The 17,413-nt window shown below is 58.8% G+C and carries 9 protein-coding genes and 2 pseudogenes; 9 read left to right on the top strand and 2 right to left on the bottom strand.

Going from position 1 to position 17,413, the window contains the following annotated elements; translation table 11 throughout:
* Positions 1-54: 54 nt before the first annotated feature.
* The 3 genes and pseudogenes from IVB19_RS40620 to IVB19_RS40630 form a co-directional block, all read left to right on the top strand.
* Positions 55-1,185 (top strand): annotated as a pseudogene (locus IVB19_RS40620) (PAS domain-containing protein); the annotation flags it as partial.
* A 60-nt stretch (positions 1,186-1,245) separates the two neighbouring features.
* Positions 1,246-1,665 (top strand): annotated as a pseudogene (locus tag IVB19_RS40625) (GAF domain-containing protein); the annotation flags it as partial.
* An 81-nt stretch (positions 1,666-1,746) separates the two neighbouring features.
* Positions 1,747-2,520 (top strand): sensor histidine kinase, encoded by a 774-nt coding sequence (locus IVB19_RS40630; protein WP_524536762.1) that lies wholly within the window; start codon positions 1,747-1,749, stop codon positions 2,518-2,520.
* Here the strand turns inward: IVB19_RS40630 and IVB19_RS40345 are convergent.
* Positions 2,423-2,944 (bottom strand): response regulator transcription factor, encoded by a 522-nt coding sequence (locus IVB19_RS40345; RefSeq protein WP_346283649.1) that lies wholly within the window; start codon positions 2,942-2,944, stop codon positions 2,423-2,425. The two genes, IVB19_RS40630 and IVB19_RS40345, sit on opposite strands and share 98 nt — an antisense overlap.
* Before the next feature lie 238 nt (positions 2,945-3,182).
* Between IVB19_RS40345 and IVB19_RS06520 the strand changes: the two genes are divergently transcribed.
* From IVB19_RS06520 to IVB19_RS06545, 6 genes are all read left to right on the top strand, one after another.
* Entirely contained in the window at positions 3,183-3,818 is a 636-nt protein-coding gene (locus tag IVB19_RS06520) for a response regulator transcription factor (protein ID WP_247821155.1), read from the top strand.
* 321 nt (positions 3,819-4,139) lie between these two features.
* Positions 4,140-5,711, top strand: coding sequence for an ATP-binding protein (locus IVB19_RS06525; protein WP_256474591.1), 1,572 nt, complete (start codon positions 4,140-4,142; stop codon positions 5,709-5,711).
* 1,477 nt (positions 5,712-7,188) lie between these two features.
* Positions 7,189-8,343 carry an OpgC domain-containing protein gene (locus tag IVB19_RS06530; protein ID WP_247821667.1) on the top strand — a complete coding sequence of 385 codons (1,155 nt, stop codon included), beginning with the start codon at positions 7,189-7,191 and terminating at the stop codon, positions 8,341-8,343.
* Positions 8,344-8,561: 218 nt separating this feature from the next.
* The gene (locus tag IVB19_RS06535; RefSeq protein WP_247821157.1) at positions 8,562-9,632 is read left to right on the top strand and encodes an adenylate/guanylate cyclase domain-containing protein; all 1,071 of its coding nucleotides are present in this window, start codon (positions 8,562-8,564) and stop codon (positions 9,630-9,632) included.
* A gap of 1,103 nt (positions 9,633-10,735) precedes the next feature.
* Positions 10,736-10,927 carry a hypothetical protein gene (locus IVB19_RS06540; protein ID WP_247821158.1) on the top strand — a complete coding sequence of 64 codons (192 nt, stop codon included), beginning with the start codon at positions 10,736-10,738 and terminating at the stop codon, positions 10,925-10,927.
* On the top strand, positions 10,924-11,133 hold the full coding sequence (locus IVB19_RS06545; protein WP_247821159.1) for a hypothetical protein: 210 nt from the start codon (positions 10,924-10,926) through the stop codon (positions 11,131-11,133). The genes IVB19_RS06540 and IVB19_RS06545 overlap by 4 nt, the downstream gene beginning before the upstream one ends.
* 220 nt (positions 11,134-11,353) lie before the next feature.
* On the opposite strand, the gene IVB19_RS06550 is transcribed toward IVB19_RS06545, so the two are convergent.
* Complete coding sequence (locus IVB19_RS06550; RefSeq protein WP_247821160.1) at positions 11,354-17,218, bottom strand: AAA family ATPase; 5,865 nt, start codon at positions 17,216-17,218, stop codon at positions 11,354-11,356.
* Between the last annotated feature and the right edge of the window lie 195 nt (positions 17,219-17,413).

Below are 17,413 nucleotides of genomic sequence, written 5' to 3' on the forward strand. Positions count from 1 at the left end.
ATGTTGCAGGCTGACTTGAAGTCATTCGCAACACTGCAAGGCCAGCTCGAACAGCACGAGGTAAAGATTCGGCGCCTGATGGACGCGAACATCATCGGAATCATCATCTGGGATCTCGAAGGTCGCATTCTCGAGGCTAATGACGCGTTTCTCCGCACGGGGGGATACAATCGAGAGGATCTTATCTCGGGCCGCCTGAACCGAACGGACCTGACGCCGCCGGAATGGCGGGAGCGCGACGCCCGGACTGATACGGAGCTGAAAATAAATGGGGCAGTCCAGCCATTCGAGAAAGAGTACTTTCGAAAAGATGGGGGCCGCGTGCCCGTGTTGATCGGTTTGGCTGCGTTCGGCGAACAACGGGACCAGGGCGTCGCATTCGTGCTCGATCTGACGGAGCGCAAGCGGGCCGAGGGAGCATTGCGGGAGCGCGAGGCGAAGATTCGGCGTTTAGTCGACGCAAACATCATTGGAATTTTCATCACGGGCCTGGAAGGTCTGGTTCTTGAGGCCAATGACGCGTTTCTTCGTCTCGTAGGACACGACCGGGAGGATCTTATTTCAGGTCGCGTACGCTGGACGGACCTGACCCCACCGGAATGGCGGGAGCACGACAAGCGCGCCCTGCGGGAGCTATACTCCAATACGGTTGCTCAGCCCTATGAGAAAGAGTTCTTCCGAAAAGACGGCAGCCGCGTATCCGTGCTGATTGGAGGGGCGCTGTTCGAAAAGGGCCGCGACGAGGGCGTCGCGTTCGTCCTCGATTTGACGGAGCGCAAGCGCGGGGAAGATGCGTTGCGCGAGAGAGAGGCTCAACTCGCCGAGGCGCGGCGAGAGCTGCGGCAGATGATCGATACCATCCCAATCCCGGTGGCGAGCTATTCGGCAGATGCCAGGCGCGACTTCGTCAACGCCGCCTGGAAAAAATACACGGGCCTTTCCGACGAGGCTGCGCTCGGCACGAAATGGTCCGTCGTGGCGCATCCCGACGACGTCACTACCGGCGAGAAAATGTGGCGTAACGCCCTTGCCTCCGGCGAGCCGTGGCATGCGGAGGAGCGCGTCCGGCGTGCCGACGGACAGTATCGCTGGTTCGCTATCGACCGTGTCACTGCGCGGGACGAGAACGGCAAGATTATCAAGTGGTACGGTACCGCCTACGATATCGAGGATCGCAAGCGCGCCGAGGAACGCCTCCGCGTGCAGCACACGGTCGCGCAGATTTTAACGGAAGCGACCACGATCGAAGAGGCCACGCCGAGAATACTGTGGGCTATGGGCGAGTGTCTGGGATGGGACGTGGGCGCGCTTTGGCGCTTGGATCGGGAGGCCGAGGCGCTGCGCTGTGTCGAGCTCTGGCATAAGGCCACGATAGAAGTCCCGGAGTTTGAAAGAGTCAGCCGGGAATTCACTTTCCTGCCGGGCTTGGGACTACCGGGCCGAGTGTGGTCCAGCCTCCAGCCCGAATACGTTCCCGATGTCGTTCCTGATGAGAACTTTCCGCGCGGCCCCATAGCCGAGCGAGAAGGGCTACATGCAGCCTTCGGCTTTCCGATCTTGCTCGGGGGCGAGGCCCTGGGCGTGATTGAGTTTTTCAGTCGCGAGATCAGGCAGCCCGATCAGGAATTGCTCAATACGCTGGCTACCATCGGCAGCCAGATCGGTCAGTTTATCGAGCGTAAGCGCGCCGAAGAGGCCTTGCGCAAGGTGCAGATGCAGCTGGCGCACGCCAATCGCGTCGACACCATGGGACAGCTCACGGCTTCGATCGCTCACGAAGTCAAGCAACCGATCGCTACGGCACGCAACAACGCCCGTGCGGCTCTGAATTTCTTGGATAAGCAGCCGCCAGATCTTGGCGAGGTCAGGGAAGCCCTGGGCTGCATCGTAGGCGATGCCGATCGAGCCGGAGGCATCATCGACCGCATCAGAGATCACATCAAGAAAGCGCCACCACGCAACGATTGCTTTGATCTCAATAGGGCTATCGACGAGGTCATTGAACTAGCCCAGAGCGCAATCGCCGAAACAGGCGTCTCCGTCAAGACTCGCCTAAGGGAGCGGATGTATCCCATTCAAGGTGATCGCATTCAAGTGCAGCAAGTCGTCCTGAATTTGATTTTGAACGCGATCGAAGCCATGGGCTCGATCGAGGCGGGGGTACGAGAGTTGTTGATTAGTACCGAGCAAAGTCGGACAAATGACATTATCGTCGCAGTGCACGATACTGGGCCTGGCATTGATCCAGAATGTCTCGATCGCGTTTTCGAGGCCTTCTACACTACGAAGTCAGGCGGAATGGGAATGGGGTTGTCGATCTGCCAGACCATCATCGACGCACATGGGGGCCGGCTGTGGGCAGAAGCGAACGAACCCAGGGGAACCGTATTTCAGTTTACCCTCCCCAGCCCGGTAAAAGAATTCACGAATTATCCTCAGTCGGCTCCCGAGACTGGAGAGCCGCATGAAGACAGGCTAGTAGCCGCTTCTCGTCGACCGGCTTCGGAAGGTAGCAAATGATCCCATCCTTCAAGGCGCGAGCCCGGACCTGATCATCAGCATAGGCCGTCACGAGGATCGTCGGAATCTCATACCCTGAAGCGATGAGATGCCGGTAAAGGTCCGGTCCGGTCATTGCAGGCATATGAACGTCTGCAATCAAGCAAGCGGTTTCGCTGAGATAAGGAGAAGCGAGGAAATCGGCTGCTGACGGAAACGCCTCGACGCGGTAGCCCCGCGATCTCATAAGCCTCCTCATGGAGTCGAGAAAGAAACGGTCATCCTCGACGACCACGACCAAAGTCGGTTTCGGCATACGGTTGTCCAGTTCTTCGATCGAACCCGCGATACGTGTGGCGCTATTAGCTGTCGTATCCACGGGTGGAGTCGATAAACGCAACCTGCGCCCAAGAGTGCTACTGGGCAATGCTAATGCCCTATACATTTTGGTTTAGCCGCCGCCCTCGCGAATTCTTTGACCGCGCACGAGGGATGCAGCCGAATCGCAGCGACTTAGCAGTTTGTTCGTGTAAGCTTTGGTGTATGCTGCCCAAGTCCCATGGCGTAAAACAGTGCTATTCACGCCCACAGATTGGGACTACGCTGCGAACCGCACGGCCACTCCGAACCGGCGAACGGCGACAAAGGATCATTTCCGTGGTCTTTAATCGTGAGTAGCTGCTATGCAGGAGAAAACGTCCACTGTTTTGATCATAGAGGACGATGTCGAGCTTCGCAATTCGCTCGGGCGACTGTTGCGCTCGGTTGGCCTTCATGCCCAGCTATTCGGGTCCGTTTCCGATTTTCTAAAATCCGAGTCCCCGGATGGGCCGGCCTGCTTGGTGCTTGACGTGAGATTGCCGGGGCAAAGCGGTCTCAATTTTCAGCGCGAGCTCGCTGCGGCGAATAGGGAGATCCCAATCGTCTTCATCACGGCACACGGCGATATCAGGATGTCAGTGCAGGCGATGAAGGATGGTGCTATTGAATTTCTTACCAAGCCGCTCCGTGACGAAGAACTGCTCGAGGCTATTCATCTCGGTCTGGCTCGCGATCGTGCGCGCCGGGAGGGTGAAATGGCTTTGGCCGTGCTCAAGGAGCGGTTTGGATCGCTCAGCCCCAGGGAGCGTGAAATCATGATTCACGTCGCACGGGGACGCCTTAGCAAACAGATTGCTTGCGATATCGGTATCAGCGAGCCGACGGTGAAGGTGCACCGCAGCCACGCAATGCGAAAGCTGAACGCCCGTTCGCTTCCCGAGTTCGGCAGAATGGCGGCCAAGCTCTGCTTGGTACCCGAGAAACCGCACCAATCTTAAGCTGACGTATCCGTCCTGCCGACCTCCGGCTGGGTTCAATCCGCTGGCGGGGCGGTCAGCGGCAAACAGCCTCCATCTCTTTGGGTCCGCTCGCTTGTGAAAGTGACGAAGATACAGCTTAGCGCGTGAAAGTTCTTCCCCGAGCGGCTTCTAAACCAAGGCTTAGGCAACGCGATACCACATGCGTAACTTGCATTACTCACGTGCAATAGATCGCTCGGCCGAAAGCTATCCATGATGCTGGCTGCGCGCAACAGCAGTACGCACAAGCGCGGCATTCGCCGGCATGCAGGCCGGGAAAATCCGTCATTTGGCTGACATATGTCTGGGACCGTAATTCATAGGAAGCTGAGGTTCGGCCCTTTCGAGCTTTCGATTGGCGAGAGGGTGCTCCGGCGCGACGGTCAGGTGCTTCCCCTCGGGGATCGTGCGCTGGATATCTTGATCTACCTTGCCGACCGCCCGGGGGCAGTCGTCGCGAAGCAGGAACTAATTGATCGCGTTTGGTCAGACGTCACCGTGGAGGAGGGGAATCTCCGGGTCCACGTCGCTGCGATCCGCAAAGCGCTTGGTGACGGCCAGTTCGGCAACCGATACATCACGAACGTAAAGGGACGGGGCTACTCGTTCGTCGGCGCAGTGGTCGCCCTCGGAGGCGCCAGGGAAAGCCGGAATGCTGAGTCCCGGCACCAAGGCAGGCTTCCAGTGCGACCGATCATGATGATCGGACGCGAACTCGTGGTCAGCGAGGTTAGCAGCAAGCTTCGAAATGAGCGTTTCGTAACCCTGCTCGGCCCCGGCGGCATCGGCAAGACGACGATTGCCTTGGCCGTTGGCCGCGCCGTGGCGGAGGAGTTTGGCAGCGAGATATATTTCGTTGATCTGGAAAGGATCAACGATCCACACCAGGTTGGGGGGGCTGTCGCGACATCTCTGGGAATCTCACTTAAATCGAGCGATCCTGCTCTGGAACTGGTCGACCTAGTTCGGTCTCGAAAACTCCTTATCATTCTCGATAGCTGTGAGCATGTGATCGAGGCGGTCGCCTTGATTGCCGAACAGCTCTACCAAGAAACGCAACATGTCTATCTTCTGACCACAAGTCGCGAATTGCTGAAAGTCGAGGGCGAACATTGTTGCCGGGTGCTCCCCCTTGATTTTCCAACAGACGGCTCAGAGCAGACGGCAAATGCCGTGCTTCGATATCCGGCCGTGCAGTTGTTTGTACGGCGGGTGGCGGCAAGGGCAGGAAGCTTCGTTCTCACCGACCAAGAGGCGCCGCTTGTTGCAGAAATGTGCCGAAAGCTGGATGGTATGCCGTTGGCAATTGAGTTGGCGGCGGGTCAGGTAGCCGCAATCGGCCTCGAGAACACCGTTTCCCGCTTGGTGTCTCATCCGGAATTGTTGAAACTAAGCCATCGGACGGCAGTTCCCAGGCATCGGACCCTTAAGGCTACACTGGATTGGAGCTACGATCTGTTGTCCGACGCAGAGAGGATTGTTCTTCGACGCATTGCTCCTTTCGTCGGCCATTTCACCCTGGAGGGCGCACGGCACGTCGCAGGCGAACCCGGCGATAACACCGGCGAAATTTTTGACGCAATCGCCGGCTTGGTCGAGAAGTCGTTGATAGCAACTCGGGTCGACGAAACGCAGGCACATTACCGGTTGTTGGACACGACCCGGGCGTATGCGCTTGAAAAACTGGAGGAGCATGCTGAGGTCAACGTGGTCTTCCGCCGGCTTGCGGAGTACATAGCCGGATATCTGGCCGCGGAAAGAGTAACGCTGTTGGCTCTGGTAAAGGCCGACAGAACCGCAGCCTATTCCGATCCGTCGGGAAACGCTCGCCCGGCGCCGGCGTTGAGCATTGGGCCGCGCGGCGATAACTAGATTGCGATGGACCTTCGACCATTTCAGCGCATTCCAGCCAATTGGGTCACATCCGCGCGGCGCTGGAATGGAGCTTTGGACCAAAAAGGTGCGGCATCCGCAGCCATGCGCTGTCTCAGCAGGCGGGTTCAAATCCTCGCATTCCGATACAAGCCCCGGGGTGCAATTGGGTGCATGTTGTGGCAGGGATGGCCTCAGCGTGGGTCGAACGCAATGGACAAGCTGGTCGCGGATATCATTGTGGAAACCTTGCAGAGTGCGGGCGTCAAGCATTGTTACGGCGTGGTGGACGACACGCTCAATCTAATTGCCGTTCGCTCGATAAAAGCGAAATCGAGTGGGTGTCGATCAGACCAAGAAGCAGGAGCAGTCGCTGTGCAGGCGGAGGCGCAGGTCGCGGATCGCTTGACGGCGGTTGCAGGGAGAGCGCAGCTCCGCTGGTCTGCATTTCATCGACGGCTTGCACAACCTGGGAGGACACGTCCGGCAGATGCTGAAAGACATTCTCCTCTAGTCAAGGTTCCTTTCCCAGAGCGCGGTGGGGCACCCTGGTGGATTTTCTGCACTGCGTGAACGTGGCCAAGCGTTGCTGTCATGGGTCAATCGAGATCGCTCAGATTGGCTGAGCTTACCACGTTGCCTGTGGCAGGGTATTTTGGGGTTTGCGGGAGCACACTCGCCGTTCTTCTGCTGATAGCCGGGTGGTCGTTGCCGGAGCTCCCGGACCGGTTTCCTGATCGACCGGCGATCATCGATAGCGCGTCCATCCGGATCGAATCCGCTCGCAAATGGCCGGAGAAGGTTGTTCTGGATACCAACCACTCCACATTCTTGCCACCATCCATCGACATGGCGCCGGCCCGAGATCTGGTCGAGAGTCTGCCCGATGAAATGACAGATCTAACGAGTGTAAACTCCGTGGCTAACCCTGTGGGGCAACCAAAACCAGATGCTCGGCCGCGAGCCAAGCATAGGAGGGCCAGGTCGGTAGCATCGGCGCACGTGGCAAGAGCGCGCGGTACCAACGGGTTCCAGAAATCGGCCGAGGTGTGCTGTTGGCTTGAGCCGACAGATAGGCGCTCGACGTCGAGACCTGCCTCGCGTAATCGCGTCGCACGTCGTGAAGCAAATTAAAGGCCATGCTTCTGTCGGTGTCATCCTGCCCCGAATCGACTTCCGGTGCAGCGAGCGCGACAGTCGCGATGGTGGAGAGTTCATCTGGCGACATATCTCGGCAAGGGCCATGCCCCTATCTCGAGCTGCCTGGCGGCATTGCCCACAACCAGCAGACGCCGACGTCACCTGCTTCCTTGAACGAGAGCTAATCGAGCGTGCGCACGAATGTACAATACGCGTAGTCGTCGGGCAGCGATGCTCGGCGCGATGACGTCGAAATGCCGGCGTATGCTCTATGGGCGCTGCGCGGGTAAGCAAATGGCGGACCTGATGCCGCGCGTTGGAGCTTCGGTGCATGACGATGAAGATTCTCGCTACGCTCCCGACGAAAGGCCGTGATCTCCGGCTGGACCTGTTCCGAGGTGTGGCAAACTGGGGAATCTTCCTCGATCATATCCCCAACAACATCGTGAACTGGGTGACAACGCGGAACTACGGCTTCAGCGATGCTGCGGATCTCTTCATCTTCATTTCCGGTTACACTGTCGCTTTTGTCTTCGCGCGGATGATGCTTGAACGCGGGTTTATCATCGGCGCATCGAGGCTTCTCAAGCGCGTCTGGCAGATCTACGTCGCTCACGTCTTCCTTTTCGTGCTCTACCTCGCCGAAATCGGATATGTCGCGCAGAGCTATGGCAACTCCAGTTTTACGGACGACTTTAATATACGGGGTTTCCTGGTAAATCCCGCGCAGTTTTTGTTCGAGGGATTGATACTTCGCTTCAAGCCGGTGAACATGGATGTGCTGCCGCTTTACATCGTTCTGATGGGCATCTTCCCCCCGATACTATGGCTGATGCTGCGCAGACCCAATATGACGCTCGCCGCTTCGGCCTTGCTCTATCTGATGGCCAGGTACTTCGGATGGAACGTTGCGGCCTATCCAACTGGCGTCTGGTATTTCAATCCATTCGCATGGCAGTTTCTGTTTACGTTCGGGGCTTGGTTCGCGCTTGGTGGATCGGCACAGGCGATGCCGTTCATCCGGTCGCGTACCGCGTTGGTGATCGGCATCGGCTATCTTCTTTTCGCTCTGGTGATGACAATGACGGTCCGGTCTGACGAACTGCGCGCACTGATCCCGCCGGATATCTATGGTGCGTTCAATCCGAACGACAAGACCAACCTCGCACCTTATCGCCTGCTGCACTTCGTTGTGTTCGCGTTCTTTGTTGTTCGTTTGCTGCCACGCGACTGGCCGGGGCTCGAATGGCGGATGTTTCGACCCGCGATCAAATGCGGTCAACAGTCGCTTGAAGTGTTTTGCGCCGGGATATTCCTGTCCTTTGCTGCACATGTCGTTCTGGTCGAGAGTTCCGGCGCGATCTGGATGCAGATCGTGGTCAGCATTGTCGGAATCCTGATGATGACCGCGCTGGCGTACTACCGGTCCTGGTCGAAGAACGCGGACAAAGCACCGGCGAAAATTAAACCGATCGTCGCAGTGGCGGGTTGAGAGGTGCCTAGGCGGCGTTGGGAAGCACTATACTCGGGCGGACGGCATTGGTTTCAAGTCTCGTCCGATCGGCGAATGGCCTAGGATGGGCGGTAATGAGCCATCCACGCCTCGGCGGTCCGAGTTCTTGCCTTAGCGTACAGCTCCGAAGCCGTGCGGTCACTTCGGAGGTCGGCGGCGGCCGTTAGCCGATCCGTCGAAGGGAAAGCGATGATTCGATGCTGCTGCGTTGTCTTGCCGGGCTCCGTTCTCTTTCCGTGGCGGTCGCGCTCGCGGCCAGCATTTTTCTTATCGATACGCTGACGTCCCTCCACTTTGCAGTGGCGTCCCTGTACGTGATCGTTGTCTTGATTTCCGCTCACGACCTACATCGCCGCGGCATCGTGACCACGGGCGTCACCTGTGCACTCCTTACGGTCCTCAGCTACGCGCTCATGCACGGATTTGAGGCGGATGGAGCCGCCCCGTTGCGGTTTGGCGTGAGCCTGATTTCGATCCTGATTGCCACCGTCCTGGTGCTCCGGAACGTTTCGGCAAATCTGCGCGTCAAGGAAGTTGAGCGGCAGCGAGCAAACCTCACTCGTTTCTTCTCGCCGAAGATTGTCGACCAGCTTGTCGACATTCGTGCTCCATTTTCCTTCGCACGCCGCCAACCCGCCACGGTGCTTTTTGTCGATATGATAGGTTTTACCGCGTATTCGTCCGGAAAGTCTCCGGACGTTGTCATCAGTATGCTGCGCGATCTGCTTCAGTTGTTGAGCGAGGCGGTTTTCTCGAATCATGGATCGGTTGACAAATATCTGGGCGACGGGCTGATGGCATTTTTTGGCCCGCCCCTGACGAGTCGGCGAGATGCGACAAATGCGGCTATGTGTGCTCTGGAAATCGTGAACTCAATCGAATGCTGGAACCAGCGGCGCGTCCGCTGCAACAAGGCTGCCGTTCGCATCGCCGTCGGCATTCACTGCGGCGAGGTCGTCCAGGGAGATGTCGGCAGCGAAAGGCGGCTCGAGCTCACCTTGGTCGGCGACACCGTGAATATCGCAAGCCGCGTCGAAGCCCATTGCCGAATTATCGATGCTCCGGTGCTGGTTACCGAAAAGTTCGTGGAGGCGTTGTTGGTAGAGGGCAGTCTGGAGATCGCAAAAGCGTTTGTCGACGAGGGTGTCCACCTATTGCGCGGCTGCAAGGAGCCAATCCGTCTCTTCAGCATGAGACAAGAGCCAAGGTCCGCTAGAAGACCCGACGATTGGTTAGTCGGCAGCCGTCCGGGGGGCGAAGTCGGGTGAAAGATGGACGCACGGACTGAGCGCCGGGCTGCGTAAGGAAATGCGTTCCTCCGGAGCTAACGCAGTAGCGAGCGTTCGCTGAATTGCTGCGATCCCCGAGAATGGCGGACGATATGACTTGCCTCTCTCGAGGGGAAGAGCGAAACCACATTGTCCCTCTAAACGGGTCACGAATGATCAAGAGTCCCCGGGTGTGTACGATACGCTAGAGACCACGACAGGAGCATGATCCCCATACCGCCGGCAAATCGAAGTGCCGCATCGATTGATGTGATCGGCCTAAGCCTAAGTATCGTTCGAAGATGACTTTGGCTCCATGACGAGTACCCACGTTCAATTCAATCGGGGCTCGCGATCATCTTAAGTGGGATGTGGCGGAAAAGCGCACAACGAAAGAGATGCGGTGGGTGCAAGAAGAATGCTCGACGAGCAACGACGATAACACCAAGAGGAGTCGACAATGCCGAACTGCTCCGACAGTCTCAGATGTGGCAGAGCCGCGCGATGCGCGGGCTGTGATGGCAGGTTTGGTCTCGTTCGGTACTACTCGTGGCGAGCCCCTCTTTGTTCCAAGAAGTGCGTCGATCGATTCAGAGATCGCCGGGCAAGTGACCGAAATTGGCTGCCCTGGCGCCAACCCGCTTCAGACCAAGCGACACAGAACAGTGCGAGGGCCTTATGACGGTTCAGCAGATCTCGCAACGAGGCAAGGAATACCTGAAAACAGCAGAGACTTTGCTTCGCGCTGCCCAAGCCATGACGACCGAGCGATTGCGGGTCAGCTTAAGGGCCTTGCCGACGACTACCAGCGGCGAGCTGAGAACGCCTTGCATGTTGATGCGACCAAAGTAGCCGCTCGATCGGCTGCTAACGCTGAAGGCGATTGACGTATGTGGCCTGATCGGCAGCTCCACGGCTCAATTGCGGAAGAAATGCGTGGCGAAGGCAGGAATGTGCTGGGCGCGGTCCAGACTTTGCCGTTCGTGATCGCCTGCAGAGCGTCAAAGTCGGGATCGCTGTCCTAATCGAAATAAGATGAGTGACATCAGTTTATGGCGGACGTGAACTGCGGATTACTTGTCTAACCGGTGTATGGAGCGGATATGGACGAAATTGTTCGATTTGTCCCGAAGTCTGAGCGCGAGCGCGCCCGTCTCATTCGAGAGGCCCGCGCGGTATATGACAGCATATTTCCGCCAATTGATTTGTTCAACGAACAGCAGGACAAGGCACCGGTCAATCATACGGTCAACGACGCCAACGCCCATCGTAGCAACGGGATTCTCCTGTCGTGATCAAGATCATCGCCGTGCTTTGCAGTCTCTCTTCGCCGACAAAATGCCACGAGCAGACCGTCACCACCTCGGACTTCGCTAACGTGTCGATGCAGTCCTGCCTGATGGGCGCGCCGCAGCTCGCCCAGTGGATGAAGCAACATCCTGGCGAGCGCCTGGCAGCATGGCGATGTGTGACTGGCAAACCGGATAGCAGGGGCGCTTAGGAGGGGAAGCCGCGACTAGCGTAGCATCGTTCGAGGCTCCGTCTGGTCGCTTGATACACTTGCAAACCGACGCCCTCAACCGGCAAAACCGTAGAACCGGTACTTCCGAGATTACCCCCGTGGTGGGACCTATTTCGGACTGCCAAAATCGACGCCAATGATCCACAGCAGAACTCGCCGTCGGGTTGCCTGTTCTTTACGACGGCTCGCGAGTGCAGCATTACGATGCGGTGTCTGCGATCGCTGGCAGGGCGAATTGAAAGCTGGCGCCGCGGGGCAGGTTCGCGCTCGCCCATAATCGGCCGCCGTGCGCTTCGATGATCGAACGGCAGATCGACAGGCCCATCCCCAAACCGCCAGGCTTCGTCGTGTAGAAGGCGTCGAAAATGTGCTCGAGAGTCTCCGGCGCCAGTCCCGGACCCGAATCTCGCACCGCTACGAGCACGCCTCCCGGATCAGCCTTCCGACTGCTGACGAGCAACTCTCGCGTCCCGTCGCCGGCGTCGCTCATAGCCTCGACGGCATTCACGATCAAATTGAGGATCACTTGTTGCAGCTGTACCCGGTCGCCCTCAATGAGCGGCAAGCCGTCCGCGAGGTCTGCCTGCATTGAGATGCCGTTTTTCAGCCATTCGTCGCGGGTAAGCTCAATCATATCGCGGATACCCGCGTTGATGTCCAAGCACTCTCTTCGGGGTGGCGCCTTCTCGATGTGATCTCGGATCCGGTCGATGATGTCTCCCGCTCGATCGGCATCGTCCACCACACAGCCGAGCGCTTCCGTGACCTCGCCCAGATCTGGCGGATTTTTGCCCATAAAATTCAGGGCGGCACGCGCGTTGTTACGTGCTGCGCCGATCGGCTGTTTCACTTCATGGGTGATCGAGGCCAAGAGCTGGCCCATGGTGGAGACGCGGTTCGCGTGCGCCAGCTTCATCTGCATGTCCCGCAGCGCCTCTTCTGCTCGTTTGCGCTCGGTGATGTGCCGCGCGACGCCTCGGTAGCCGATGAAGCGCCCCGCCTTATCAAACACCGGCAGGCCCGAAACGGATATGTAGCGCTTGCCGCCGTCGGCGGCGGGTCGCGCGAGCTCAAAGTCGCGGAAAGGCAGGTGGGCCTCGAGGGTCTCCCGGTGCTTGCGCCAGGCCTCCGCGTCAGGCTCCAAGTAGGGCACCTCCCACCTTGTCTTGCCGATTTCAGAGCCCGGCGCCGGCGGGTCTGCAAGGCCTTCCGCGAAATCCTGACGGATGAAGCGATGCTGCGCATCCGATTCCCAGTACACGTCGAAGGAGAATTGTACGAGCGTGCGAAAGCGCTCCTCGCTCTGCCGCAGACCTAGTTCAGCCTGCTTGCGGTCCGTAAGATCGAGGACGAAAGAGACTCCATGATCTTTACTTTCTTCGAAGCTCGCTACACCGATCAGCACGGGCACACGGCTGCCATCTTTCCGGAGGTACTCCTTCTCGAACGGCTGTCCGCTCCCCATCATCTTTTGCTCCGGGATCCACCATCGCTCATCGCTGTCGAGCCATTCCGACGGTGTGAAGTCGGTCCAGCGCAGGCGGCGTGAAACGAGATCCGCCCGGTCGTATCCCACGATGCGGAGAAACGCGTCATTGGCCTCCAAAATCCGGCCTCCACGCTCCCAGATGATGATCCCGATGATGTTGGCGTCGACTAGGCGTCGGATCTTCGCTTCGCGTTCGCTGAGATCGCGGTACAAACTCGCATTTTCCAGCGCGATGGCCGCCTGCGAGGCGAGCAGCTTCAGTACCGCGATCCGGGCTGGCGCGAAGACTCTGGGGGCCAGGTTGTTTTCAAGGTAGAGCACGCCGATGAAATTGCTCTGATTGATTAAAGGAACGCAGAGAATGGACCGGCATTGGTGCTGCCGAATGTAGGGATCGGCGGCAAAGGCGAGTTCAACCGCGGCATCGTCGAGTATCAACGCCTCCCGCGTGCGAAGGACGGTCCGAACGAGCGCTTCCGGCAGCGCCGTTGTGGTCACGGGCTGCTCAGGCAGGCGCACGATGATTGTATCACCACTCGTTATGGCTTCCGCTGCGATTCGTTGCTCGTTTTCCTGTGAAACAATCAGCAGACCTCGCTCGGCGCCTGCTTGCTCAATCGCGGTGCGCATCAGCGTGTCGAGCAGTTTTTCGAGTACGATCTCGCTCGAGACGGCTTGCGACACCTTGATCACCGTCGCGAGGTCGAGGTGTTCAACCGGCGCACCAATGGTGCTCATCGGGCCGGGAAATGGGTCTTCCTGTCTGAGGTCTGGATACGTCTGGTCGAGTTGTCGCACCTTCCCGATGGCGCCCCAACGGAGATAGCCGTAGCGGGCGTTCCGCAGATACAGGTCCGCGATCTGCTTGAACCCACGCGCTGCGTAAAAGCGTGCGGCCAGTTCGTAAGCGAGCGCCTCATTGTGAATAAAGCCATTTGCGCGGGCCGAGGCGATCGCTTGCTCGTACAGACGAGCAGCATCGAACTCACGGCCTTCGATCCGGGCGATCTCTGCGCCGACAAGTGCAACGCGGTTCTCGAAAGTCTCCGGACAATTTTCCGCCCAAACAGCGATCTGCCTGTAATGATCCGCCAGCGCCGCCAAATGCTGGGATCGCTCCTCGGCCGGAGTTTCATCGCACCGTGCCGCCCGCGCAAGGGCACCATAGAATTGATATTCAGACTGCTCCACTTGCGTGGGCGCTGTCCACAGCAGCGGCGCGAGTTTCGTTGCCGCCGCGATCGCACGTACGGGGTCGCTGCTGTAGACGCCGGCTTGCAGCTTGCGAATCCAATACCAGCACGCGCAAATGCTCAGCCCGCGAATGTTTTCAAATCGCTGTACGAAGCGGCTTTCCTCGAACTTTGCTTCATTGAAGGAACCAAAGTCCAGTGTCAGTCCACGCAACATTCGGACGAGCCTAAACTGTACAGTAAGATTGTTGCCGGCAAGACCAAAGCCCACGTCCTGCGCGAATTTCATCCCAATTTCGGCCTCTCGTTCGACTTGGTCGAGTGGAGCACCGGAGGCGAAGAGGTTCGCCGTCAGGTCAATGCAACTGTAAGCGGCATAAGAAAGATCGCCCGCTTCCCGTGCGGCATCGAAAGCGCGCCGCAGGAAGGCGCGGCTCGTGGCCAAGGGCTGTGTCCAGTGCGCGACATGGACTGCGAAAACCAGGTAGACGCGGGCTCGGAACCGATCAAGGCCACGCTTCTCAACCAGATCCAGACCAAGCTTGCCGAAGCGGAACCCTGCCTGGTAATCGCAGAAGTGTGTCCCGAGCACACCACCCAGCCATGCATACGCAAGGGACGATCCGTCGCTGTTGCCATACTCCAGGCTGAGACTCGCCATCCGGCCGACCACGAGGCGGAAAAGATTCAAATCGGTGAACAAGGCGGGCGATGTTAGTACCGTGAGCACGTCCATGGTTGCGCGCCGGTCGAGATCGGTCATCAGCGGCAGGTCGAGCAGCCCCTCGATCGAGCCGGAGCCGAGCCGTTGCCGCAGCCTATCATACTCCTGCTGGACGTCCTGGGCTGTCGCGTGCTGCGGCCATCGGGCGTCAACCCGGCGGAGATATTTCAGTCCTACGTCGACGGCCCTGTTGCTCCGGTCGAGGGTCGTATACAGATTGATGCGCACGCAAGCGCCTGCGGCGGCATGAACAATGGTTCGCGCCCGCGTCGACAGTTGCGAGAGCCGTTCTTCCGCTGCCGCCAATTCCCCGGTCAGGTATTCGCACTCGCCCCAGTTGAGTTCGAGGTCGAAGGTGAGCTGGTAGCACCGCTCCCAACCATTTTCCCCCAGCAGCAGCCGTCCGACGGCAAAATACCGCAGGGCTGCGGCGTAGGCGGTTGCCGCCTTGGCGCGCTTACCTGCCATTAGATTGAGTGTGGCGACCTGCTCGCGCTCCCGCTCTGTGTTGATCAGCGCCGCGCCACAGCCGAACTGGTGCACAATGTCGAAGATGTTCTCTTTGAGGTGCTCCGGTGGGGTGCGCGCGGCAAGTAATCGGCCAATGCGAAGATGCGCCATGGCCCGCTCGTCCTCGGCGACGAGCGCATAGGCCGCCTCTTGGACGCGATCGTGGAAGAATGCGTACGTGCCGCCCGAACGAAGGATGAGGCCGGCCCGAACAGCTTCCCACAGCGCTACGTTTGTCGCTTCGTCGTTCGCGTCGTGAATCAGCGCCAGCGTTTCCGACTCGGCAGCATGCCCCAGGCAGGCCAACTGGCCGAGAACCTTCTGAGTCGCAGGCGGCAGACGGCTCAGCTTCGCCGCCATGAGATCAGCGACGTTGTCGGTATAACCCTTGGCACGAATGCTGTTCAGGTTCCAGGACCATCGTCCTTCACCATAATCGAATGTGAGCAGACCCTCCTCGACAAGTACGGAAATCAACTGAATGGCGAAGAATGGATTGCCCGCCGTCTTCTCATGGATCAGCTCTGCCAGCGCGGTGACGCGTTCGGGTTCGCAGTGAAGAGCATCGCCAATCAACCGTCCCAGGTCTTCACAGGCGAGAGGCGCAAGGATGATTTCTTGCACGACCACCCCCGCCTTGCGGATCGCTGCGAGCTTGCGGATCAGAGGATGGGCGGAATTGACCTCGTTATCCCGGTAAGCCCCGATCAACATCAGATGCTGCACGTCCGGTTGGGTCAACAAATCTTCCAGCAGGTCGAGCGTTGCCGAGTCGAACCATTGCAAATCGTCGAGGAACAGCGCCAGCGGGTGCTCCGGCCGAGCGAACACTGAGAGAAGGCGTCGGAAAACCAGCTGAAAGCGGCGTTGAGCGTCACGGGGTGGCAGCTCAGGGACCGGTGGCTGGTCGCCGACGATGAGCTTCAGTTCCGGAACTAGGTCTATGATAAGCTGCCCGTTCGGGCCCAATGCTTCGCGAAATGCCTGGCGCCATCCAGCTAACTCTGGATCGCTCTTGCCAAGCAGTGGCCGGACCAAGCTCTGAAAGGCTTGCGCCAGCGTGGAATAGGGGATGTCACGCTTGTACTGGTCGAATTTGCCTGATGCAAAGAGCCCGCGCGCGTCAACAAGCCCTCTATGAAGTTCGTTGACTACCGAGGATTTTCCGATGCCGGAATATCCGGAGACCAGTACCAGCTCCGTCGCACCGCTGCTGACTATGCGGTCGAAGCAGGCGAGCAAGGACTCTATCTCGCGCGCCCTTCCGTACAATTTCTCGGGAAGTAGCAGCCGATCGGGCGCGTCGTGTTCGCCAAGCGCAAACGGGTCGATGCACCCTTTACCCTCCCGTTCGACCAGACAGTGCCGAAGATCAGCCTCGACGCCAGCTGCAGTCTGGTAGCGTTCCTCGGCGGTTTTCGCGAGGAGTTTCACAACGATTTCGGAGACCGGAGTGGGAATATTCTCCAACCGTTCACTGGGCGGCAGCGGTTTTCTGGCGATATGGCAATGCACCCACTCCATCGGATCGGCCGCGGTGAACGGCAGGGAGCCAGTAAGCATCTGGTAGAACGTGACGCCGAGCGCGTAGAGGTCGCTTCGGGAGTCGACCGAGCGGTTCATCCGGCCAGTCTGCTCCGGCGCCATGTAGGCGAGCGTGCCCGCGATCACCTCCGGTGGGGCGGGGGCTTGGCGCTCGCGCGGCAGACGCGAAGCGATGCCGAACCCCGTCAGCCACACGTTGCTGCTTGCCGATTCCACGAGGATATTTGCCGGCTTGATGTCCTTGTGGATGAGGCCACGCTCATGCACATGGCGGAGCGCGCCCGCGAGCGGGATCGCGATGCGCAGGAAATGCGATACGTCCAGCGGCTGGCCAAGCAGTCGATCGAGCGGCGTACCGCCGGGATCCTCAAGCACCAGTGTCATACGGCCGTTATCGTGCGTAAGCGCGACGGGCCGCGCCGCCCAGTCGGCGTCTAGTTCGGACTTGAGCGCATATTCGTGTTCAAGTCGCTCGACGCAACCGGGCGAGGTTTCTTCTGCAGCAACAAGCAGGATCGGCGTCAAGCCGTTGCCGGAGCCCCGGTATAGAGCAATGTCGCCCTCCCGCAGCGGCGAGAATACGTAGCCCGAGAGCTCGTTCATGAAGGCCTCCTGCCAGGAGGACTATTTTAAGGCATTGATTAGGTTACATTTGCTTTTGCCCGTCAACCCAAAAACAGGCACCCAAAAATGCGATCGGTGCCATATTGTGGCTAGACGAGAGCCTCTCGCTTATAGAGCCGAGATGCTTGGGCAAGGAAGAACGCACCGACGAAGTGATCGAGAATCAACTGACTT

The sequence above is a fragment of the Bradyrhizobium sp. 187 genome, assembly GCF_023101005.1.
GTDB classification, from domain to species: Bacteria; Pseudomonadota; Alphaproteobacteria; order Rhizobiales; family Xanthobacteraceae; genus Bradyrhizobium; species Bradyrhizobium canariense_D.

Excerpts from the sequence above, each read along its gene's own strand:
- IVB19_RS40630 (WP_524536762.1), top strand. The coding sequence starts at position 1,747 with ATGGGACAGCTCACGGCTTCGATCGCTCACGAAGTCAAGCAACCGATC.
- IVB19_RS40345 (WP_346283649.1), bottom strand. The coding sequence starts at position 2,944 with ATGTATAGGGCATTAGCATTGCCCAGTAGCACTCTTGGGCGCAGGTTG.
- IVB19_RS06520 (WP_247821155.1), top strand. The coding sequence starts at position 3,183 with ATGCAGGAGAAAACGTCCACTGTTTTGATCATAGAGGACGATGTCGAG.
- IVB19_RS06525 (WP_256474591.1), top strand. The coding sequence starts at position 4,140 with ATGTCTGGGACCGTAATTCATAGGAAGCTGAGGTTCGGCCCTTTCGAG.
- IVB19_RS06530 (WP_247821667.1), top strand. The coding sequence starts at position 7,189 with ATGAAGATTCTCGCTACGCTCCCGACGAAAGGCCGTGATCTCCGGCTG.
- IVB19_RS06535 (WP_247821157.1), top strand. The coding sequence starts at position 8,562 with ATGCTGCTGCGTTGTCTTGCCGGGCTCCGTTCTCTTTCCGTGGCGGTC.
- IVB19_RS06540 (WP_247821158.1), top strand. The coding sequence starts at position 10,736 with ATGGACGAAATTGTTCGATTTGTCCCGAAGTCTGAGCGCGAGCGCGCC.
- IVB19_RS06550 (WP_247821160.1), bottom strand. The coding sequence starts at position 17,218 with ATGAACGAGCTCTCGGGCTACGTATTCTCGCCGCTGCGGGAGGGCGAC.